The organism is Mycolicibacterium obuense (genome assembly GCF_055397605.1).
This window is the reverse complement of record NZ_AP043663.1, coordinates 2,198,509-2,219,126: the sequence shown is the minus strand read 5'-3', so window position 1 is coordinate 2,219,126 and position 20,618 is coordinate 2,198,509. Positions and strand designations below refer to the sequence as shown.

At 69.1% G+C, this 20,618-nt stretch carries 22 protein-coding genes, 1 tRNA gene and 1 pseudogene; 16 read left to right on the top strand and 8 right to left on the bottom strand.

The features are described from left to right. Positions 1-6: 6 nt before the first annotated feature. The 5 genes from ACZ50N_RS10670 (at position 7) to ACZ50N_RS10650 (ending at position 1,925) form a co-directional block, all read left to right on the top strand. Positions 7-81 (top strand) — tRNA-Val (locus ACZ50N_RS10670). A gap of 139 nt (positions 82-220) precedes the next feature. Then, the gene (locus ACZ50N_RS10665; protein WP_046363061.1) at positions 221-607 is read left to right on the top strand and encodes a hypothetical protein; all 387 of its coding nucleotides are present in this window, start codon (positions 221-223) and stop codon (positions 605-607) included. Between the two features lie 49 nt (positions 608-656). Further along, on the top strand, positions 657-950 hold the full coding sequence (locus tag ACZ50N_RS10660; RefSeq protein WP_413783408.1) for a hypothetical protein: 294 nt from the start codon (positions 657-659) through the stop codon (positions 948-950). A gap of 104 nt (positions 951-1,054) precedes the next feature. Further along, a complete protein-coding gene (locus ACZ50N_RS10655) occupies positions 1,055-1,255 on the top strand; it encodes a three-helix bundle dimerization domain-containing protein (protein WP_464475313.1) in 201 nt (66 codons plus the stop codon). Between the two features lie 244 nt (positions 1,256-1,499). Next, positions 1,500-1,925: a hypothetical protein gene (locus ACZ50N_RS10650; protein WP_046363058.1), complete on the top strand. Its 426-nt coding sequence runs from the start codon at positions 1,500-1,502 to the stop codon at positions 1,923-1,925. Here ACZ50N_RS10650 and ACZ50N_RS10645 read toward each other — a convergent pair. Continuing rightward, positions 1,918-2,280, bottom strand: coding sequence for a helix-turn-helix domain-containing protein (locus ACZ50N_RS10645; protein WP_046363057.1), 363 nt, complete (start codon positions 2,278-2,280; stop codon positions 1,918-1,920). The two genes, ACZ50N_RS10650 and ACZ50N_RS10645, sit on opposite strands and share 8 nt — an antisense overlap. 78 nt (positions 2,281-2,358) lie before the next feature. Between ACZ50N_RS10645 and ACZ50N_RS10640 the strand changes: the two genes are divergently transcribed. Genes ACZ50N_RS10640 through ACZ50N_RS10620 form a run of 5 tightly spaced genes read left to right on the top strand, consistent with a single transcriptional unit; the run spans position 2,359 to position 5,157 of the window. Next, positions 2,359-2,844, top strand: a complete 486-nt coding sequence (locus tag ACZ50N_RS10640) for an SRPBCC family protein (RefSeq protein WP_046363056.1) — start codon at positions 2,359-2,361, stop codon at positions 2,842-2,844. Between the two features lie 31 nt (positions 2,845-2,875). Next, entirely contained in the window at positions 2,876-3,604 is a 729-nt protein-coding gene (locus tag ACZ50N_RS10635) for a Clp protease N-terminal domain-containing protein (protein WP_046363055.1), read from the top strand. A gap of 36 nt (positions 3,605-3,640) precedes the next feature. Continuing rightward, the gene (locus ACZ50N_RS10630; RefSeq protein WP_464475312.1) at positions 3,641-4,075 is read left to right on the top strand and encodes a PPOX class F420-dependent oxidoreductase; all 435 of its coding nucleotides are present in this window, start codon (positions 3,641-3,643) and stop codon (positions 4,073-4,075) included. Between the two features lie 60 nt (positions 4,076-4,135). Then, complete coding sequence (locus ACZ50N_RS10625; RefSeq protein WP_046363053.1) at positions 4,136-4,630, top strand: hypothetical protein; 495 nt, start codon at positions 4,136-4,138, stop codon at positions 4,628-4,630. Then, positions 4,615-5,157 (top strand): GNAT family N-acetyltransferase, encoded by a 543-nt coding sequence (locus tag ACZ50N_RS10620; RefSeq protein ID WP_046363052.1) that lies wholly within the window; start codon positions 4,615-4,617, stop codon positions 5,155-5,157. The genes ACZ50N_RS10625 and ACZ50N_RS10620 overlap by 16 nt, the downstream gene beginning before the upstream one ends. Here ACZ50N_RS10620 and zapE read toward each other — a convergent pair. Beyond that, complete coding sequence (gene zapE, locus ACZ50N_RS10615; protein ID WP_133414871.1) at positions 5,133-6,182, bottom strand: cell division protein ZapE; 1,050 nt, start codon at positions 6,180-6,182, stop codon at positions 5,133-5,135. The two genes, ACZ50N_RS10620 and zapE, sit on opposite strands and share 25 nt — an antisense overlap. A 34-nt stretch (positions 6,183-6,216) precedes the next feature. Here zapE and ACZ50N_RS10610 point away from each other — a divergent pair, with 34 nt between their 5' ends. Genes ACZ50N_RS10610 through msrB form a run of 4 tightly spaced genes read left to right on the top strand, consistent with a single transcriptional unit; the run spans position 6,217 to position 10,290 of the window. Further along, on the top strand, positions 6,217-6,990 hold the full coding sequence (locus tag ACZ50N_RS10610; protein ID WP_464475311.1) for a pyrimidine reductase family protein: 774 nt from the start codon (positions 6,217-6,219) through the stop codon (positions 6,988-6,990). A gap of 23 nt (positions 6,991-7,013) precedes the next feature. Further along, the gene (locus ACZ50N_RS10605) at positions 7,014-8,564 is read left to right on the top strand and encodes an alpha/beta fold hydrolase (protein ID WP_464475310.1); all 1,551 of its coding nucleotides are present in this window, start codon (positions 7,014-7,016) and stop codon (positions 8,562-8,564) included. Positions 8,565-8,601: 37 nt separating this feature from the next. Beyond that, complete coding sequence (gene aftC / locus ACZ50N_RS10600) at positions 8,602-9,870, top strand: arabinofuranan 3-O-arabinosyltransferase (RefSeq protein ID WP_046363094.1); 1,269 nt, start codon at positions 8,602-8,604, stop codon at positions 9,868-9,870. Positions 9,871-9,879: 9 nt separating this feature from the next. After that, positions 9,880-10,290 carry a peptide-methionine (R)-S-oxide reductase MsrB gene (gene msrB, locus ACZ50N_RS10595; protein ID WP_046363050.1) on the top strand — a complete coding sequence of 137 codons (411 nt, stop codon included), beginning with the start codon at positions 9,880-9,882 and terminating at the stop codon, positions 10,288-10,290. On the opposite strand, the pseudogene ACZ50N_RS10590 reads toward msrB, so the two are convergent. From ACZ50N_RS10590 to hemE, 4 genes and pseudogenes are all read right to left on the bottom strand, one after another. Beyond that, a pseudogene (locus tag ACZ50N_RS10590) lies at positions 10,279-11,499 on the bottom strand (putative bifunctional diguanylate cyclase/phosphodiesterase). The gene msrB and the pseudogene ACZ50N_RS10590 overlap by 12 nt on opposite strands. 728 nt (positions 11,500-12,227) lie before the next feature. Continuing rightward, a complete protein-coding gene (gene hemQ, locus ACZ50N_RS10585) occupies positions 12,228-12,932 on the bottom strand; it encodes a hydrogen peroxide-dependent heme synthase (protein WP_464475309.1) in 705 nt (234 codons plus the stop codon). 23 nt (positions 12,933-12,955) lie between these two features. After that, positions 12,956-14,296: a protoporphyrinogen oxidase gene (locus ACZ50N_RS10580; RefSeq protein ID WP_464475308.1), complete on the bottom strand. Its 1,341-nt coding sequence runs from the start codon at positions 14,294-14,296 to the stop codon at positions 12,956-12,958. Beyond that, the gene (hemE, locus tag ACZ50N_RS10575) at positions 14,293-15,357 is read right to left on the bottom strand and encodes a uroporphyrinogen decarboxylase (RefSeq protein ID WP_464475307.1); all 1,065 of its coding nucleotides are present in this window, start codon (positions 15,355-15,357) and stop codon (positions 14,293-14,295) included. Before hemE ends, ACZ50N_RS10580 begins: the two co-directional genes overlap by 4 nt. Positions 15,358-15,442: 85 nt before the next feature. Here hemE and ACZ50N_RS10570 point away from each other — a divergent pair, with 85 nt between their 5' ends. Further along, the gene (locus ACZ50N_RS10570; protein ID WP_046366792.1) at positions 15,443-16,024 is read left to right on the top strand and encodes a DUF3000 domain-containing protein; all 582 of its coding nucleotides are present in this window, start codon (positions 15,443-15,445) and stop codon (positions 16,022-16,024) included. Positions 16,025-16,030: 6 nt separating this feature from the next. Further along, on the top strand, positions 16,031-17,308 hold the full coding sequence (locus ACZ50N_RS10565) for an HRDC domain-containing protein (RefSeq protein WP_133414864.1): 1,278 nt from the start codon (positions 16,031-16,033) through the stop codon (positions 17,306-17,308). 14 nt (positions 17,309-17,322) lie between these two features. Here ACZ50N_RS10565 and dxs read toward each other — a convergent pair whose 3' ends face one another. Both dxs and nhaA read right to left on the bottom strand, forming a co-directional pair. Then, positions 17,323-19,236, bottom strand: a complete 1,914-nt coding sequence (gene dxs, locus ACZ50N_RS10560) for a 1-deoxy-D-xylulose-5-phosphate synthase (RefSeq protein WP_046366320.1) — start codon at positions 19,234-19,236, stop codon at positions 17,323-17,325. Positions 19,237-19,264: 28 nt separating this feature from the next. After that, on the bottom strand, positions 19,265-20,590 hold the full coding sequence (gene nhaA, locus ACZ50N_RS10555) for a Na+/H+ antiporter NhaA (RefSeq protein WP_046366319.1): 1,326 nt from the start codon (positions 20,588-20,590) through the stop codon (positions 19,265-19,267). Between the last annotated feature and the right edge of the window lie 28 nt (positions 20,591-20,618).

Genomic DNA, 20,618 nt, shown 5'->3' with positions numbered 1-20,618 from the left:
TTCCCGGCGCGATTAGCTCAGCGGGAGAGCGCTTCCCTGACACGGAAGAGGTCACTGGTTCAATCCCAGTATCGCGCACCACATCTCGTCATCAGTCTGAATGCGATCTTGCCCCCGGGGTAGGTCGACCGTCTGAGCCCGTTCTCGTCATCATCCCGTCCCGTAGCTGTCCGTCGCCCCGCAGCGTGGGCACCATGCCAACGGTTTCTGGCACCCCGCTGTGAACTCCCCAAAGCCCCGCCGCGGCCATCAGTGGATCGTCAGGCAATCGGGGTGGTTCTTCGCAAGTTGGCTGCACATCATCGATGGCACCCGCCGGGAGTTCCGCTGCCCGGCTGACACCCTCGACCAGGAGATCGACATGCCGAACCGCCTCATCGCCGCGACCGCCGGCCTGCTCACCGGGGCAGCCATGCTCACCGCCTCGCTCAGCGGCGCCGCCATTTCACAAGCCTCCAGCGGCGTCGACCAGCAGGGCACCTACCCCAAGGCCGCCAGCTACGACGGCGTCCAAGGCGGCGTCGCCCTGTGCTCGCAGCACGGCATCAAGATGCCGTGCGGACCGAACTTCACCCCCGGCATCACGAAGGCGAACAACCAGGGCTGAGCGCCCCTTCTCCCCACCGGCCCATCGAACATATGATCGAACGGTGGGTCTGCAACAGATCGGCCATGGCGGGCAGCCCCTGCGGACGGTGTTCCGCAGGGTGCACCCGCCTTGTGCCGTTTTGGTCGACCTGGTCGCGATGTTCCCGCGCGAACCGCACAGCGCCGGCCGTTACCACCCCCACGGGCTCCAGATGGACACCGTCGTCGAGGGCCGACTCTCGTGCTGGGGCCTGGGCGAACAGGGGGGCTGGTGGGGGCTGGTCACCTACACGGTCAGCTTCGGCGGAGACAAGCAGTCGGTGACGCATTGGGTGCCCGCCTGGGTGCTGAAGATGAAGTAGCCCTTTGATGTTCACCACACGTGCGCGCCGTTGTCCCTGCACGGTCACCTGAGAATGGCAGCAGCCGATTGACGCAGAGCTGTCCACCAGACGAAGCTGAGCCGGTGATCGAGTTGAGTGAGCAGCAGATCATCGACCAGTTGGCTCAGCGCCTGGCCGATGCCCACGTGTCCGTCGCCCCCGACCGTGTCGCCGCCGTCGTGCACAAGGAGTACTCGCGATTCACCGGCAGCCCCATTCGCGACTTCGTGCCCCTGTTCGTCGAACGGAACGCCAGGGCGGAACTGAGCCGGCTCGGCTGCTGACACCCGGATCGTTATCGATTTTGTAGCAGAGATCTACCTGGCTATTAGGTCGCTCTCAGGTTGGGCTCCTAACGTCATCGACATCAGCTTCTGACACGACATCCCCGATACGCTCGGCCCGCCACCAACCCCCCTCAGGTGGCGGGCCGAGATCGTGTCAGGGCAGCCGGAAACACCGCGTCGCCGAGGAGCGACCGGCTAGTGTTGGCGATCCAGCAACCAACCGGCGACCAGAGGGTGGGACATGATTCGCGAGATCGCGGCGTCGACGCTGATCGGCCTGGCCGCACTGAGCGCGGCACCGGTGGCCGCGGCTGATCCTGGCCCCATGTATTTCGACGAGCCGGGGCACTACGCCAACGACGTCCCCGGGATGATCTACGACGCGCATCTGACCGCGCCGTGCACCAACATGGGGCGCTTCACCTTCGGGCGCGGTCCGGGCGGGGAGGCGCTGCAGTGCCGCTGGATCCCGAATCAGTGGCCGCCGGTGTACACCGGCTTCTGGCAGGCCACCTACGACCTCAAGGGCGTGCAGGACATCGGGGCGCAGTGTCCCAGCCCGCAGTCCGCCGCCCAGGCACCCGATGGGCGTCCGCTGGTGTGCATGGGCGAGCAGGGATGGCAGGCGGGCATCTACAACCGCGAGGGCTTCACACCGATCAACTAGCAGAGCTGCGCAGAGTGCGGCTCGGCTCGGTACCGAAGATCTCCTTGTAGGCGCTGCTGAATCGGCCCGGGTGGGTGAACCCGCAGCGCCCCGCGATCGAGGTGACGGTGTCACGCGTGGGATCGGCGGACTTCAACTCACGGTGGGCGCGCTCGAGACGGATCCGGCGAAGATATTCGAGCGGTGTGACGCCCACGTGCTCACGAAACGCGTACTGGATCGCCCGTGGTGTCACGTCCGCTGCCGCGGAGATATCGCGGATGGTGATGTCGTACTGCGCGTTGTCATGGATGAAGTCCAGCGCACGGCGCAACATCCTGGGGTGATGTGTGTTGGTCTTCTCATCAGGGCGCATAGTAGAAATCGGTTTCCCGAACTTCCGTTGAAACGAAACTTTTCAGTGATTCACGCCACTGCATGCCACGATCGACCCATGACCGATCGCATCGAAGTGTCCCGGACCATCGCCGCTGCTCCCGACGCCGTGTTCGCCGTGCTGCGCGACCCTGCGGGCCATGTCGCCATCGACGCGACCGGCATGCTGCAGGACGCGACGGGCGAACCCGTCAGTGCCGTCGGCGACACCTTCGTGGTGCACATGGACCGTGAGGCCCTCAACGACTTTCCGATGGGCCGTTATGACGTCACCGTCGAGATCACCGAGTTCGAGCAGGATCGGCTGATCGCCTGGACGATCCTCGGCCAGATCCGCCCGCAGATCGGCCACGTCTACGGCTACCGCTTGGAGCCGAGCGGGCAGGACACGCTGGTCACCTCGTTCTACGACTGGTCGGCGATCGACCAGCAGTGGCGCGAGGCGAAGATCTTCCCGGTGGTGTCGGAACTGGCGCTGCGCGGCACCCTCGGCATCCTCGACCGCACGGTCCGGCGCGGCTACCCCCGGTCAACCCAGGGTTGACGATCCCCATTCGTCAACCTACGGTTGACGCATGTCGCAGCCATCCGAGGTACGGATCAGTCATCCCGTTCGCCTCGACGACCTCATCGACGTCATCACCCGTGTCCACGACCAACCGCTCGACCAGCTGACCGACGCGGTGCTGGCCGCCGAGGCGCTCGGCGAGGTCGCCGACCACCTGATCGGCCACTTCGTCGACCAGGCACGCCGATCCGGCGCCAGCTGGACCGACATCGGCAAGTGCATGGGCGTCACCAAGCAGGCCGTCCAGAAGCGATTCGTCCCCAAGTCCCCCACCGATGCCGCGGCGATGGACCCGAACGCAGGCTTTCAGCGCTTCACCCCGCGCGCCCGCGCCGTGATCGTCGAAGCGCAGAACCGGGCCCATGCCGCACGCAACACCGAGATCAGCCCGGCGCACCTCGTCCTCGGCCTCGTCGCCGACCCGACCAGCCTCGCGTCCCACCTGCTCGCCGATCAGGGCCTCGACGCCGAGGCGGTCGAGAACGCGATCACCCTGCCCGCGCCCGCCGACACGGTGCCCGCGCTGATCCCCTTCGACGCCCGCGCCAGGAAAGCTCTCGAGCTGACGTTCCGGCAGGCGCTGCGGCTCGGCCACAACTACATCGGTACCGAGCACCTGCTGCTCGCGCTCTACAGCGATGAACACGACGACGATGTGCTGCACCGTCTCGGCGTCGACATCGACCGTTTCGAACGGGAGCTGCGCGCCGCACTGGAGGCCTTCGAGACCCCGTGAGGGAATGAAATCCGCGGCCGCGCGGTATCACACCGCATGGAACTCAACTCGGCCGCGCGGGAACTCATCGGCCGTGGCGCCGACGCCACCCTGGTGACCCTCAACCCCGACGGCAGTCCCCAGGTGACGCTGGTGTGGGTCGCGCTGCAGTCCACATCCGACGGCGACGAACTGGTGACCGCCCACCTGTCCGAGCACAAAAAGGTGCGCAACGTCCGTCGCGACCCACGTGTCGCAGTGACCATCGTCGCGCCCGGCGGCCCCACCGCCGTGATGCGGCCCTACCTGGCGGTCACCGGTACCGCGCGCATCGTCGAGGGCGGGGCCCCCGAGCTGCTCGCCGATCTCGCCGAGACGCTGGCCGCCCCCGATGCCGGCTTCCCGCCGGCCGATGCGCCACCCGGCTACCTGACCAGGATCCGCATCGACAAGGTCGGCGGCGTGGGGCCCTGGGTGCCCGCGACGCCATAACCCCGCCGAAGGCGTCGGCCGGTGTGCGATCATGCCAGGACGCCTACGAGGGGATTCGCAATGCGGCGCTGGCTCGTTGTCCTGCTCGCCTCCATCGCCACGCTGAGCGGCGTGCTCGCGCCGCCGGCGGGCGCCGCCGTCATCCCGATCGGGCGGCTGGGCGACACGCTGCGCGTCGAGTTCAAGGGCCTGGTCGCCGACGTCGCGGTCCTCGGTATCAACCCCTCCCCGGTGCCCCCCGGCTTCGGATATCCGCCTCGCGCCCCGCGCTACCAGGTCTACCGGGCCGACGTCACGATCACCCCGGTGAAGCTCCCCACGCCGTATGCGATGGGCATCACCTTCGGATTTCGCGGCGTGACCCCGACCGGTGACGCGTACGAGCCGCGCAACAGCGACGCCCCCGACGCGCTGCAGTACGGCATGCAGAACGCCCAGGTCGGTCGTGCGTTCACCGGCGGCGTCTGGTGGGACTGCTACCGCGACCTGGTGTCCAACGTGGTACTGCTCGACCGGATCACCGGAGAACGCCTCGCTCAGTGGAACGTCAGCTGAGTCTGGAAGTCAGGCCCGCCGACGCCACCCGACTGGACGAACTCGCCGACGTCGCAGCGCGCACCTTCCCGCTGGCCTGTCCCCCGTCGTGCACTCCGGACGACGTCGCCGCCTTCATCGCCGGGAACCTCACCCCTGACCGGTTCGCCGACTACCTCGGCGACCCCGACCGGACGGTGTTCACCGCGATCGAGGACGACCGGATACTCGGCTACGCGATGCTGATCGCGGGCGTGCCTGACGATCCCGACGTCGCCGCCGCGGTGACCGCTCGCCCGGCGGTGGAACTGTCGAAGATGTACGTACTGCCCGACGCCCACGGCGCCGGCGCATCTGCAGCGCTGATGTCCGCCGCGCTGCAGCATGCCGCCAGTACGGCCGCGGCGTCGACATGGCTGGGCGTCAACCAGAAAAACGTTCGGGCGCAACGGTTTTACCGCAAACACGGGTTCGAGGTCACCGGCACGAAGACGTTCCGGGTCGGCGCCCACCTCGAAGAGGACTACGTGATGGTGCGCCCCGTCTGACCGGCTGCGGTCAGCGCCAGCAGCCGGGACGTCGCCCGCAGGTACTTCTTGCGGAAGCCGCCGGCCAGCATCTCCTCGCTGAACACGGTGTCGAGCTTCGCGCCGGATGCGACCACGGGAACCCCAGCGTCGTAGAGCCGGTCGGTCAGCGACACCAGCCGCAACGCGACGTTCTGGTCGTCCAGCGGGTGCACGCCCGTCAGGAACACTTCGGTGACACCCTCGATCAACGTCAGATACCGCGACGGATGCATGGTCGCCAGGTGCGCGCACAGCGCATCGAAGTCGTCGAGCGTCGCACCCGACACCGCCGCGGCGCGCTCGGTGACCTCCGCGTCGCTGAGCGGCTCGGGCGCCGGCGGCAGATCCCGGTGCCGATAGTCCGGCCCCTCGATGCGCACTGTCGTGAACATCGCGGCCAGCGTGTTGATCTCGCGCAGGAAGTCCTGTGCGGCGAACCGGCCCTCTCCGAGCTGCTCGGGCAACGTGTTCGACGTCGCTGCGACGGACACTCCCCTGTCGACCAGCGCGGAGAGCAGCCGGGAGATCAGCGTGGTGTTGCCGGGGTCGTCGAGCTCGAACTCGTCGATGCACAGCAGGGTGTAGTCGGCGAGCAGCTCGATGCACTCGACGAAGCCGAAAACCCCTGCCAGCTGTGTCAGCTCACCGAAGGTCGCGAACGCCTTCTGCCCCTCGACGGCGTAATACGACGAGGCGAGCAAATGGGTCTTGCCGACCCCGAAGCCGCCGTCGAGGTACACGCCGACGCCGGGCAGCACCTCCCGCTTGCCGAACAGCTTCTTCTTGCCCGCGCGACGCTGCACCGCCTGCTCGCAGAAACGGCGGCACTCCTGCACGGCGGCCGCCTGCGAGGGCTCCGCCGGATCGGGCCGGTACGAGTCGAAGCTGACGTCGGCGAACGTGGGCGGCGGAACCAGCTGAGCGACCAACCGCTCCGGCGTGACGCTGGGACGTCGATCGGTCAGGTGCGCGACCTCACCGGAGGTGATGCTGGACCCGTGCATGCAGGCACCCTATCGGCGTGCTGAGATTCTGCGTATGGGCGACCACACGGACGGGACGCAGTTCACAGTGCTCGGCACGGTCGGCACGATCGACCGAACCGAGCTGATCGCCCGGTACGCCTATCCCGGCGAGCGCTGGGTGCGGGCCAACATGATCGCCTCCGCCGACGGCGGGGCGACGAGCTCGGGCACCTCCGGCGGTCTCGGCGGCGACGGGGACAAAACCCTGTTCTCGGTGCTGCGCGAACTGGCCGACGTGGTCCTCGTCGGAGCCGCCACGGTGCGCGCCGAGGACTACTCCGGCGCGTCCCCCAGCGCCGAGCAGCGCGCCGCCCGCGAGGCCCGCGGACAGGCCGCCGTCCCCCCGATCGCCGTCCTGACCCGATCCGGCTCCGTCGACCCCGATGCCGCCGTCTTCCAGCAGACCGAGGTGCCGCCGATCGTGTTCACCAGCGCCGCCGCCGCACCGCAGACACGACGCGCGCTGGGCGATCTGGCCGAGGTGATCGACGTGTCCGGCTCGGACCCCGAATCACTGGAGCTGGCACGAGCGGTGACCGTGTTGGCCGAGCGCGGGTTGGGCCGGGTGCTGGCCGAGGGCGGACCCGGAATCCTCGGCCGGCTCATCGCCGACGGCCTGCTCGACGAGTTGTGTCTGACCGTGGCGCCGGTGCTCGTCGGCGGAGCGGCAGGGCGCATCGTCGCCGGGGACGGCGACGATCAGGCCCGGTTGCGTCTGCAGCACGTTCTGCGCGACGACGACGGATACCTGTTCCTGCGCTACGCGCGCGCAGCCGCAGACCAGTGACGGCCATCAGTACTGTGGTCGCCATGCGTCGATCGGTGCCGGCAGTGCTTGCGGTGACGGTGTCGTTGCTCACCGCGTGCTCCCCCGGGTTGGCCGCCAACCCGCGGTACGCCACCGATTCGGGGGCGCATCCGCAGAGCGCCGTGACCACGAGCGACAAGCCCACCGGTCCGCCGCCGATCGAGGTGCCGAAGAACGAGCTGTCCTGGCGTGACTGCACCTCGCGGGTGTTCAGCGCCGCCGCGGTCGAGCCGCCGGCGGGAGTCACGCTCGACTGCGCGAGCTATGACGCCGACCTCGACCCGATCGCCGGGGCCACCGGTTCGGTCAGCATCGGTGTGGTGCGGGCCCGCTCTGCCCAGACCCCCGCGGACGCAGGTCCGCTGGTGATGACGACCGGCTCCGATCTGCCGTCGTCGGTGCAACTGCCCGCCTGGCTGGCCGGTGCAGGCACCGACGTGCTGGCCAAGCACCCCGTCGTCGCCGTCGACCGCCGCGGTATCGGGATGTCGGGCGCCCTGGACTGCCGGGATGTGTTCGACCGCCAGGAGATGTTCGAGCAGGCCCAGTTCCAGTCCGGGGACGACCCCGTGGCCAACCTCGGCGCGATCACGATGACCGCGACCACCAGTTGCACCGACACCATCGCCCCCGGCGACTCGGCCTACGACAACGCCCACGCCGCCGAGGACCTCGAGCGCCTGCGCACCACCTGGGACGTGCCCGCGCTCGCGCTCCTCGGGGTCGGCAACGGCGCGCAGGTCGCACTCGCCTACGCCGGTTCGCACCCCAACAAGGTGGCCCGCCTGGTTCTCGATTCCCCGTTGCCGCTGGGCATCTCGGCCGAGGCCGCCACCGAGCAGCGCGTCAAGGGTGAGCAGGCCTCCCTGGACGCCTGGGCCGCCCAGTGCATCGCCAGCAACTGCCCGCTGCCCGACCCCAAGAACGCCGTCGACACGCTGCTGGCGGCCGCGCGGGCCGGCAACGGGCCGGGCGGCGCGTCGGTGGCGGCGGTGGCCGACGCGATCTCCACAGCGCTGGCCTTCCCGCAGGGCAATCGCGTCGACGCGGGCCGCGAACTCGCCCAGGCGATCGCCGACGCCAACGGCGGCGACAGCAATCGGCTCAACAACCTGATCAACACCGCCGACACGTTGCGCCAGACCGACGGGCAGTTCGTCAATTCCTGCAGCGACGCGCTGAACCGGCCCACGCCCGACCGGGTGCGCGAACTCGTCGTCGAGTGGGGCAAGCGCTACCCGCAGTTCGGCACCGTCGGGGCCCTGGACATGGTCAAGTGCCTGAACTGGCCCAGCGGCACCGCACCGAAGGAACCGCAGGGGCTGACCACGCCGACGCTGCTGCTGGGCGTGCAGAACGACCCCGTCGTCGGCAACGAGGGCGTGGCCGCGGTCGCCGCGACCGCGATCAATGCCGGCTCGACCAACCGGCGGGTGATGTGGCAGGGCATCGGCCACGGCGCGACGATCTACTCGGCGTGTGCGCTGCCCCCGGTGCTCGGCTACCTCGACAGCGGCGCGCTGCCGGCCACCGACACGTACTGCCCGGCCTGACGGCCCGGGTACGTGCCGCTACGGTACGGTGCCTGACGTGCGTGATCTTGTGGTGAAAGCGTTCAGGCCCCGCACGTCCCCGCCCACCACCGCCGCGGTTCTGCGGTCGGTCCTGTGGCCGCTGGCGATCCTGTCGGTGATCCACCGCAGCTACGTGCTGGTGTTCAACCGCTACATCACCGACGATTTCGCGCCGGTCTACCGCGCCGTCATCAACTTCAAGTTCGGCTGGGACATCTACAACGAGCACTTCGACTACGTCGACCCGCACTACCTGTACCCGCCGGGCGGCACGCTGATCATGGCGCCCTTCGGCTATCTGCCCGAGGTGGCCTCGCGCAACTGGTTCATCTTCTTCAACACCGTGGCGATCATCCTGGCCGGCTACTTCCTGCTGCGCCTGTTCGGGTACACGCTGAGCTCGGTGGCCGCACCGGCCCTGCTGCTCGCGATGTTCTTCACCGAATCCGTCACCAACACCTTGGTCTTCGGCAACATCAACGGCGTCATGCTGCTGCTCGAAGTGCTGTTCTTCCGCTGGCTGCTGGACGGCAACCGCAGTCACGAGTGGTGGGCGGGGGTGAGTATCGGGCTGACGCTGGTGGTCAAACCGCTGCTGGCCCCGCTGCTGCTACTGCCGATACTCAACCGGCAGTGGCGGGTCCTGGTCACCGCGGCCGCTGTCCCGATCGCGTTCAATCTCGCTGCCTGGCCGCTGATCTCGGATCCGATGAGCTTCGTCACCCGCACGGTGCCCTACATCTTCTCCACCCGCGACTACTTCAACAGCTCGATCCTGGGCAACGGCCTCTATTTCGGCCTGCCGACGTGGCTGATCCTGCTGCTGCGCATCACCTTCGCCGCCCTCGGTGCTGCCGCGCTGTGGCTGCTGTACCGGTACTACCGCACCCGGGACCCGTTCTTCTGGATGCTGACGTCCTCGGGCGTCCTGCTGGTCACCTCGTGGTTGGTGCTCTCACTCGGCCAGGGGTACTACTCGATCGCCCTGTTCCCATTCCTGATGACGGTCGTGCTGCCGAACTCGGTGCTGCGCAACTGGGTTGCGTGGCTGGCCACCTACGGGTTCCTGACCATGGACCGCTGGCTGCTGTGGCAGTTGCCGTCCACCGGGCGCGCCTTGGAGTACCTGAAGATCACCTACGGCTGGTCGCTCATGGTGATCGTGGTGTTCTGCGTGCTGCTGTTCCGCTACCTCGACGCCCGACGGGACGGCAGGCTGGCCGACGGGATCGACCCGCCCTGGCTCACCTCCAGCAGCCCGTCCGGCACCCGCGTCGCCGAGTAGCCTGGCGGCATGACAGGTCCCAAGCTGCAGCTCACCGACGACCAGTGGCGGGAGCGGCTGAACCCCCAAGAGTTCGCCGTGCTGCGGCGTGCCGGCACCGAGCGGCCGTTCACCGGTGAATACACCGACACGAAGACCGAGGGCGTCTACCAGTGCCGCGCGTGCGGCGCTGAACTGTTCCGCAGCACCGAGAAGTTCGAATCCCATTGCGGCTGGCCGTCGTTCTTCGACCCCGCCGATTCCGACGCGGTGATCCTGCGCTCCGACGACACCCTGGGCATGCACCGGGTCGAGGTGCTGTGCGCGAACTGCCACAGCCATCTCGGGCACGTTTTCGAGGGTGAGGGGTACCCGACCCCGACCGATCAGCGGTACTGCATCAACTCGATCTCGCTGCGGCTGGTGCCCTCAGGTCAGTGATGCCCGGGCGTCAGCCCGTTGACGCCGCTGTTCTTCGAGCAGGGCCAGCATCTCGTCGGCCGGCATCGGGCGGCTGAAGTAGAACCCCTGCGCCACCCGGCAACCGTACTGCCGCAACCGGTCGGCGATCTCGGCGCTTTCCACACCCTCGGCGACCGGCGTGTGCCCCAGCGCATGAGTCATCTCGATGACCGCGCGCACGATGGTCGCCGACGGTCCGTGCGTCAGGATCGGCGCGATGAACTCCCGGTCCAGCTTGACCTGGTCGACCGGGAAGTCGCGCAGATACCACAGGGCCGAATAGCCACTGCCGAAGTCGTCCAGCGCGACCTGGATGCCGCTGGTGCGAAGGCGTTCGAGCGCTGACCGGGTGCCCGGCAGATCGGCGAGCAACCGGTCCTCGGTGATCTCCACGGCGAGCGCCTGCGGCGCAAGCCCGTGCCGGCGCAGAGCCTCGGCGATGTTGGCGCTCAGCGCGGGGTCGCTCACGACGGGGGCGAACACGTTCACCGCGACGGGGATCTCGAAACCCTTGCTGTGCTAGACCGCCGCGTCCCTGAGAGCCAGATCCAGCACCGCGGTGGTCAGCGACGTCATCAGGCCGGTCTCGTTCACCAGCGGCAGGAACTGGTCAGGACTGAGCAATCCGCGGCGGGGATGCGGCCAGCGGACGAGCGCCTCGGCGCCGATGATCTCCTCGGTGAAGAGGTCGTACTGCGGCTGGTACACCACCCGCAGTTCGCCGTGTTCGATGGCGTGCCGGAGCTCGACCAGGATCGGCGGTGGGCCTGCGTCGGCCCGGCCGGCGATGTCGGCGCGCAGCTTGCGGTTCTCTCCGAGGATCACGAACTGTCGGATGGTCACGGCGATCACGATGACGGCGACGGCGACGAACACCGGCCCCATTCCGGCGATCAGCACCGGGGTGCACAGCACCGCCGACAGGAGCACCGGCACGTACGGCAGCCAGCCTGACACCGGGGCCGATGGTGCGTCGGCCCCCTCGGAGCCGGTCCGCCGCGCGCGCACCGCCGCGGCTGCGATCAGCAGGAAGCCCGTCGCCCAGCCGGCCGCCAGGTGGTGCTGATCGTCGTAGGTGCCCGTCGCAGTCAGATAGGCGAAGGCCACGTCCGAGAACGCGATACCGGACAGGCCCGCGGTGAGCAGTGCCATCTGTCCGCGCCGCACCGCAGACGACCGCGACAACATCAGCCCGGCGATGGTGACCAACGCGATGTCGGTCACCGGGTACACCAGGGCCATGGTCACCGACAGCACGTCGCTGCCCCGCGCCGCGTACACCGCACCCAGCCAGATCACCCACACGGCACCGAAGATCGCGGCCGCGACGATCACCCCGTCGATCACGACCCGCAGCTGCGTACCGGGCGGCGTCGCGGCGAGCATGACGATCAGACACAGCCCGGCACCAACCAGGAACAACAGGAAGCCGGCGTCCGCCAACGACGGCGAGGCCACCCCACCGACGACCAGGTCGTAGTAGGACCACACCGCCTCGCCGGCGGCCCACCCGAACAGACCGGCCGCCATGAACGCCCAGGCTGTCCTATCGGGACCGCGGAGTGAGCACGTCGCCCACGCGGCACAGCACCCGGCGATCAGGGCGAAGACGGCGAGACCGACGTCGTCGAGGACGCGGATGACCGTCGGACCACCCCAGCCGAACCACAGCCAGGCACCGTAGGTCGCACCGACACTCAGCGCGCCGGCCGCCACCCCCCTGGTTCTCGGCATGGGGGGATACTAGCAATGGACAGCGGCGGGCAAAACTGCGTTGAGCGGGAAAAGGGTCATTTGCTGGAACAGTATTTTCCGGACAAACCAGGGCATAAAGACTCTACGAAGTGGCTCGTTGCGGCTGTCAATTCTTTGCAGGATCGGGCGTGGATGCGTAAAAGATTCACCTGCCAGCAAAATCAGGGCAACGCCTTGACCAGGCGCTCGACCGACACGCGCGGCCCGGTGTAGAACGGCGTTTCCTCTCGGACATGCCGGCGCGCGTCGGTGGCGCGCAGGTCACGCATCAGATCGACGATGCGATGGAGTTCCGGCGCCTCGAAGGCCAGCAGCCACTCGTAGTCACCCAGCGCGAAGGCCGGCACCGTGTTGGCGCGGACGTCCTTGTAGCCGCGGGCGGCCATGCCGTGCTCGGCCAGCATCCGCCGGCGCTCCTCGTCGGGCAGCAGGTACCACTCCAGGGACCGGACGAACGGGTACACGCAGATGTAGGCGCCCGGTTCCTCGCCGGCCATGAACGCCGGCACGTGACTCTTGTTGAACTCCGCCGGCCGGTGCAGCGCGACATTGCTCCACACCGGCGTCGAGGCGCGGCCCAGCGTGGTGGTGCGACGGAAATCGGCATAGGTGGCCTGCAGCGCCTCCACGTTGTCGGCGTGGGTCCACATCATGAAGTCGGCGTCGGCCCGCATTCCGGCGACGTCGTAGATCCCGCGCACGACGACACCGTTGTCCTGCTGCTGCTTCAGGAACGCCTCGGTTTCATCGACGACCGCCGCGCGCGCATCGTCACCGTCGGCCAGCACCCCGGGCTTGACCGCATACACCGAGAACATCAGGTAGCGGACGGTGGAGTTGATCGCGTCGAAGTCGAGCTTGGCCATAGCGTCTATCGTGCCACGGCGCCTTACCGAGCCACGATCGCCGCCACCGCCCTGGTGGCGGCCGCCACGCAGGCCGGCACCCCGATGCCGTCGAGGTAGGCACCGGCCACTGCGAGCCCCGACGGCAGCCCGGCCCGCAGTTCGGCGACCAGGTCGGCGTGGCGCGGTCCGTACTGTGGCATCGCGTCGAGCCAGCGCACCACCTTGCTGTCCTCCGGGGTCACCGTGATGCCGAACAGCGTCGCCAGGTCCTGCTCAGCCCACATCAACAGCTCTTCGTCCCCCGCCCGCCGGGCGAGATCGTCACCGAAGCGGCCATAGGACAGCCGAACCATCTCGACGCTGCCGCGCCGACCCCACTTGCGCGACGACAGCGTCACCGCCTTGGTGTGCAGACGACCGCGGCCGGCGACCAGCACCCCGGATTGCTCGGGAAGCGGGGTGCCGCCGGGCAGCGCCAGCGCCACCACCGCCGCCGAGGCCACCTCGATGCGGCGCGCGGCGGCGACAGTGCGCGGCGCCAGGTCGCCGAGCAGGGCCGGCAGCCGCGGCGCGGGCACGGCCAGCACCACCGCATCAGCCGGCCAGCGCGCCCCCTCGTCGTCGAGCACATCCCAGCCGTGGGGCGCCGGACGGACGCTGCGCACCGCGACCTGCGCCCAGGTCAGGCCGGACCGGCGCACCAGCTCGTCGATGAGCACGGCGTAACCGCCGTCGATCGCGCCGAACACCGATCCCGGCTGCGGCGGCGGTAGCGCGGTGGTGACGGCCTCGGTGAGGCTGCGCGCCCCGCGATCCAGCGCCGTCGCCACCGTCGGCGCGGCCGCGCGCAACCCGATCGTCGCGGCGGATCCCGCGTACACACCGGCCAGCAGCGGGTCGATCGACCGCACCACCACCTGCTCGCCGAATCGGTCGCCGACCAGTTCGGCGACGGTCGGGTCGGCACCGGGTGTCCAGGGCAGCGGTCGGCGGGGTTCGTCGAGCATCCAGCGGATCGTGGCGTCGTCGACCAGCCCGGTCAATGATGCCGGCCGCGTCGGGATGCCGTTGACGGTGTGCTGCGGCAGCGGATGCAGCCGGCCTTCGCTGTGGATCAGGGGCCGCACCCCGGTGGTGGTCAGCTGCTTGCCCGACAGGCCCAGCTCGCCCAGCAGCGCCGGCACCTCGGGGCGACGGGTGACGAAGGCTTCTGCGCCGACGTCGATCAGTTGCCCGCCGATGCGTTCGGTGCGCAGTACGCCACCGAGCCGGTCCGCCGGATCCAGCAGGGTGATCGACGCATCGGGACCGGCCATCACGCGCAGTCGGTATGCGGCAACCAATCCCGAAATGCCGCCTCCGACAACGCAATACGTCGTCACAGCTGATGCACCAGGGCCACGGCCTCGGTGATGACGTCGGGGTCGGTGGCGGGCAGCACCCCGTGACCGAGGTTGAAGACGTGCCCGAGCGCCCCGGCGTCGACCGCGCGCCGCCCGTCGTCGATGACCGCACGCACCGCCCGCTCCACCACGGGCTTACCGGCCAGCAGCACCACCGGGTCGAGGTTGCCCTGCAGCGCGGCTCCCCGCTGCACCCGTGCCGCCGCATCGGTGAGCGAGGTGCGCCAGTCCACCCCGACGACCGCCGGTACGCCGTGCCCCACGACGGCTTCCGACATGGCGCCGAGCAACTCGGCCGTACCGACGCCGAAGTGCGTCATCGGCACGCCATAGCCGGCCAACTCGGCGAACACCCTGGCGCTGTGGGGCAGCACGTAGCTGCGGTAGTCGACCAGCGAGAGGGTGCCGGCCCAGGAGTCGAAGACCTGGATCGCGTCCACACCGGCCTCGATCTGCGTGCGCAGGAACGCGATCGTCACCTCGGTCAGGGACTCCATCAGGGCGTGCCAGGTATCGGTCTCGCCCAGCATCATCGCCTTGGTGTGCTCGTGGTTGCGGCTCGGACCGCCCTCCACCAGGTAGGACGCCAGAGTGAACGGAGCCCCGGCGAAGCCGATCAGCGGCACCTGCCCGAGCTCGCGCGTCAGCCGGCTCACCGCCGTCGCCACCGGCGCCACCTGATCGGAATCCAGCGCCGTGATCGCAGCGACGTCGGCGCGGGTGCGGATCGGGTGGTCGATCACCGGACCCACATCGGGCACGATGTCCAACGCAACGCCGGCCGCGCGCAGCGGCACGACGATGTCGGAGAACAGGATTGCGGCATCGACGTCGTGACGACGCACCGGCTGCAGCGTGATCTCGGTGATCAGGTCGGCGTCGAAGCAGGCCTGCATCATGGTGTTCTTGGCCCGCAGAGCCCGGTATTCGGGCAGCGACCGACCGGCCTGCCGCATCATCCACACCGGGGTGCGGTGGGGTTTGCGGCCGGCGACGGCAGCCAGGTAGGGCGATTCGGGCAGCTCGCGGCGCGTGTTCATCGCTGCCCATGCTGCCATGCCCGGTGCGCCCCGAATCGGCGCGCCATGAGCACAGACCTGTGAGAATCGACTACCGTCGATCGGCGTGACCTCCGCCGAACCGGCTCAATTCCGTGAAGCGGTGGCGGCGATGAACGCCACCACCGTGCGGCCGGAGATCGAGCTGGGCCCGATCCGGCCGCCGCAACGCCTCGCCCCGTACAGCTACGCGCTCGGCGCCGAGGTCAAGCACGCCGACGCCGCGGTCGTCCCGGAGCGCTCCGACGGCGACGCGTTCGGCCGGTTGATCCTGCTGCACGACCCCGAGGGCGCCGACGCGTGGGACGGCACGATGCGACTGGTGGCCTACATCCAGGCCGACCTGGATTCCACCGAGGCCGTGGATCCGCTACTGCCCGAGGTGGCGTGGAGCTGGCTGGTGGAAGCGCTCGCCGAGCGGGCCGATGAACACACCGCACTCGGCGGCACCGTCACCGCCACCACGTCGGTGCGCTACGGCGACATCTCGGGCCCGCCCCGCGCGCACCAACTGGAGCTGCGGGCGTCGTGGACCGCCACCACCTTGGAGCTGGGGCCGCATGTCGAGGCGTTCTGTGAGGTGCTCGAACACGCGGCAGGCCTGCCGCCCGCCGGGGTGACCGACCTGGGTTCGCGGACCCGCGCCTGATCGTCGATGACCGAACCCGACACCGGCGGCGCCCCGCCGGACGCCGACCACTCCGGCGTCCCCGACGCCCCTGAAGCGACGCCGCTGTTGGCCCCGCGCGAGGGGGTCCCGAACGTCGCGGTCAGCCGCAGCGAAATCGCCCGCGCCGCAGACCTTCTCGCATCCGGTTCGGGCGCCTTCGCCGTCGACGCCGAACGCGCGTCCGGCTTCCGCTACTCCAACCGCGCCTATCTGGTGCAGATCCGGCGAGCCGGCGCCGGCACCGTGCTGATCGATCCCGTCAGCCACGGCGGCGACTCCGTCGAGGTGCTGGCCCCGTTGGCGCAGGTCCTGGCCGAGGACCAGTGGATCCTGCATGCCGCCGACCAGGATCTGCCCTGCCTCGCGGAGATCGGCATGCAGCCGCCGTCGCTGTACGACACCGAACTCGCCGGGCGGCTGGCCAACCTCGACCGGGTGAACCTCGCCTCGATGGTCCAGCAGCTGCTCGGCCTGGCGCTGACCAAGGGGCACGGCGCTGCGGACTGGTCGAAGCGGCCGCTGCCCGACGAATGGTTGAACTACGCCGCCCTCGACGTCGAGGTGTTGATCGAGCTGCGCGACGCGATCGACGAGCAGCTCACCGCCCAGGGCAAAAGCGACTGGGCGCGCGAGGAATTCGAGCATCTACGGACGGCCGAGAGCACGCCGACCCGGCGGGATCGCTGGCGGCGCACCTCCGGAATCCACAAGGTCCGTGACCCGCGCGCCCTGGCAGCGGTGCGCGAACTGTGGCTCACCCGCGACCAGATCGCCCGACGGCGCGACATCGCCCCGGGCCGGATTCTGCCCGACGCCGCGATCGTCAACGCGGCCACCGCGGACCCCGACACCGTCGAGAAGCTGACCGCCTTGCCGATATTCGGTGGGTCCAGGCAGCGGCGCAGCGCCGGCGTCTGGCTCGACGCGTTGGCCCGGGCCCGCACCGCGGAGCCGCCGTCGTCGCAGGAACCGGCCAGCGGCCCGCCTCCTGCGTCGCGGTGGGCCCGACGCAAACCGGAGGCCGCCGCGCGGTTGGAGGCGGCGCGGGCCGCCATCAACGAACTGGCACAACAGGTTTCCGTGCCGCCGGAAAATCTGCTGGCGCCCGAGATCGTGCGCCGGCTGTGCTGGGATTGGGTCGCCACGAACGACACCGCCGCCGCCGTGGAGGCGTTCCTAGGCACCACAGCCGCCCGGCGCTGGCAGCGGGAACTCACCGCACCGGTGCTGACCGCCGCCCTGGAATCGGCACCCGGCGACTAGCGACCGAGCACCGCTCAGTCGAGCTGTTGGCTGACTTCCTTCTCCGCGATGCGGGTGCCCAGCGCCGCCACCCAGCCGGTGATCTGCCGGGCGAGGTTGCGCTCGGTCAGCCCGACCTCGGTCAGCACCTCGCCGCGGGAGGCGTGCGCGAAGAACTCCTGCGGTAGTGCGGCGTCGCGGCACGGCACGTCGATCTCAGCCCGACGCAACGAGGCCGAGACCGCCGAACCGACTCCGCCGTGCACCCCGTTGTCTTCGAGGGTGACCACGAGCTTGTGCGCAGCGGCCAACGTGGTGAGCACCGCGGGGACCGGCAGCACCCACCGGGGATCGACGACGGTGACGCCGATGCCCTGGTTGCGCAGCCGCTCGGCCACCGCCAGCGCCATCGTCGCGAACGGGCCGACCGCGATGACCAGCACGTCGTCGGTGAGACCGTCGGCGGGCTTCGCCAGCACGTCCACCCCGTCGCGCCGTTCGAGCGCCGTGATGTCTTGTCCCACATCGCCTTTGGGGAAGCGAATCGCGGTGGGTCCGTCGTTGACGTCGAGGGCCTCGCCCAGCTCCTCCCGCAGCCGGGCGCCGTCGCGGGGCGCCGCCACCCTCATGCCGGGGACCACGCCGAGGATCGACAGGTCCCACATGCCGTTGTGGCTGGCCCCATCGGGACCGGTGACGCCGGCGCGGTCCAGCACGATGGTCACCGGCAGCTTGTGCAGCGCGACGTCCATCATCACCTGGTCGAACGCCCGGTTCAGGAATGTGGAGTACACCGCGACAACAGGATGCATGCCGCCCATCGCCAACCCCGCGGCCGATGTCATCGCATGCTGCTCGGCAATGCCCACGTCGAAGAAGCGGTCGGGATAGCGCAGCCGGAACGCTGACAGACCCGTCGGACCCGGCATCGCCGCGGTGATCGCGACGACGTCGCGCCGCTTCCCGGCTTGCGAGATCAGCGCGTCGGAGAATGTCGACGTCCAGCCGGGACCGGGGATCGTGGTGGCCAGGCCCGTCTCCGGGTCGATGACGCCGCAGGCGTGCATCTGGTCGTCTTCGTCGTTCTCCGCGGGCGCGTACCCCATGCCCTTGCGGGTGACGACGTGCACGACCACCGGCGCGTTGAACGCACGGGCATGCCGGAGGGCGCTCTCCACGGCGTGTTCGTCGTGACCGTCGATGGGACCGACGTACTTGAGTCCCAGATCGGTGAACATCACCTGCGGAGACAACGCGTCCTTGATGCCGGCCTTGATGCTGTGCATGCACTGGTAGCAGAACTCACCAATCATCGGCACGCCCCGCACCGCTTTGCGGCCTTCCTCGAGCACCCGCTCGTAGCCGGGCTGCAGGCGCAGGCGGGCCAGGTGCTCGGCGAAGCCGCCGATCGTCGGCGCATAGCTGCGGCCGTTGTCGTTGACGACGATCACCACCGGACGCTTGGAGGCCGCGATGTTGTTCATCGCCTCCCAGCACATGCCGCCGGTCAACGCGCCGTCTCCGACGACGGCGACGACATGGCGATTGCGATGCCCGCTCAGCTCGAACGCCTTGGCCAGACCGTCGGCGTAGGACAGCGCCGAGCTGGCGTGGCTCGATTCGACCCAGTCGTGGACGCTCTCCTCGCGAGAGGGGTAGCCCGACAGGCCGTCCTTCTTGCGCAGCGTCTCGAAGTCCTGCGCGCGACCCGTGAGCATCTTGTGCACGTAGGCCTGATGCCCGGTGTCGAACAGGATCGGGTCGTGGGGCGAGTCGAAGACGCGGTGCAGCGCCAACGTCAGCTCCACGACACCGAGATTGGGTCCCAGGTGGCCGCCGGTCGCGGCGACCTTGTGGATCAGGAAGTGGCGGATCTCCTTGGCCAGCGCATCCACCTGTGCCTGCGACAGGTGCTGAAGATCAGCGGGACCGCGGATCTGTTCAAGCATTCGGCCAGTCTACGCACCGGAGCCCAGATCAGTCGTTGCGACGCTGGTACACATCGGGCACACCGTCGCGGTCCTCGTCCACCGTTTCCTCCTCGCATATGCGCCGGTAGGTGGCGTTCCTGGTCAGCAGGACCACCGCAGCCAAGCAGGCCGCCAACAGTGATCCAGACAACACTCCGATCTTCACGAATTCGTCACGCTCGGAGCCCATGCCGAACGCAAGATCACCGATCAGCAGAGACACCGTGAACCCGATGCCCGCCAGCAGCGACATGCCGAACACGTCGATCCACCGCAGCGACGGATCGAGTTTCGCCCGGGTCACCGTCGACAGCACTCGGGTGGTGAGCACGATGCCCAGCGGCTTGCCCAGAACCAGACCGGCGATGATGCCCAGCGTGATCGGGTCGGTCAGCGCCCGGCCGAGACCGTCCAGCCCGCCTATTCCGACCCCGGCGGCGAAGAACGCGAACACCGGGATCGCGAATCCCGCCGAGATCGGCCGCAGCCGGTGTTCGAAGTGTTCGGCGAGCCCCGGCCCGGCGTCGGGTCCCCCGGCGGCCTCGCTACGCAGCACGGGCACCATGAACCCCAGCAGTACGCCGGCGACGGTGGCGTGTACGCCCGACTCGTGCATCAGCACCCAGGTGATGACGGCCAGGGGAATCAGCAACCACCAGGAGCGGATCCGACGCTGCACGCACAGCGCGAACAGCCCGAGCGGTATCAGCGTGGCCGCCAATGCGACCAGGTTGATCTTCTCGGAGTAGAAGACCGCGATGACGGTGATGGCCAGCAGGTCGTCGACGACCGCCAACGTCAGCAAGAAGGTGCGCAGCGCCGAGGGCAAGTGGGTGGCGATGACCGCCAGCACGGCCACCGCGAACGCGATGTCGGTCGCCGTCGGAATCGCCCAGCCGCGCAGGGCCCCGTCACCGGTGCCGGCGTTGATCGCGACGAAGATCAGCGCGGGCACCGCCATGCCTCCGACCGCGGCGGCGATGGGCAGCGCGGCACGGCTCGGGTCACGCAAGTCGCCGGCGACGAACTCTCGCTTGAGCTCCAGACCGACGACGAAGAAGAAGATCGCCAGCAGCCCGTCGGCCGCCCACACCCCCAGCGTCAGATTCAGGTGCAGGCCCAGCACGTCGGAGCCGACCTCGAGATCCCGCAACGCGAAATAGCTGGCCGACCACGGCGAATTCGCCCAGACGAGCGCGGCGGCGGCCGCCACCAAAAGGATGACGCCGCCGACGGTTTCCTTGCGAAGGATCTCACTGACGCGACTGGTCTCCGCCCAGGAGCCGCGGCTGAACAGTCGCCGCCGCAAAGGCACAGGGGTGTCACCGGCCATGAATTGCCTCCTTGGTCGTCGAATCCAC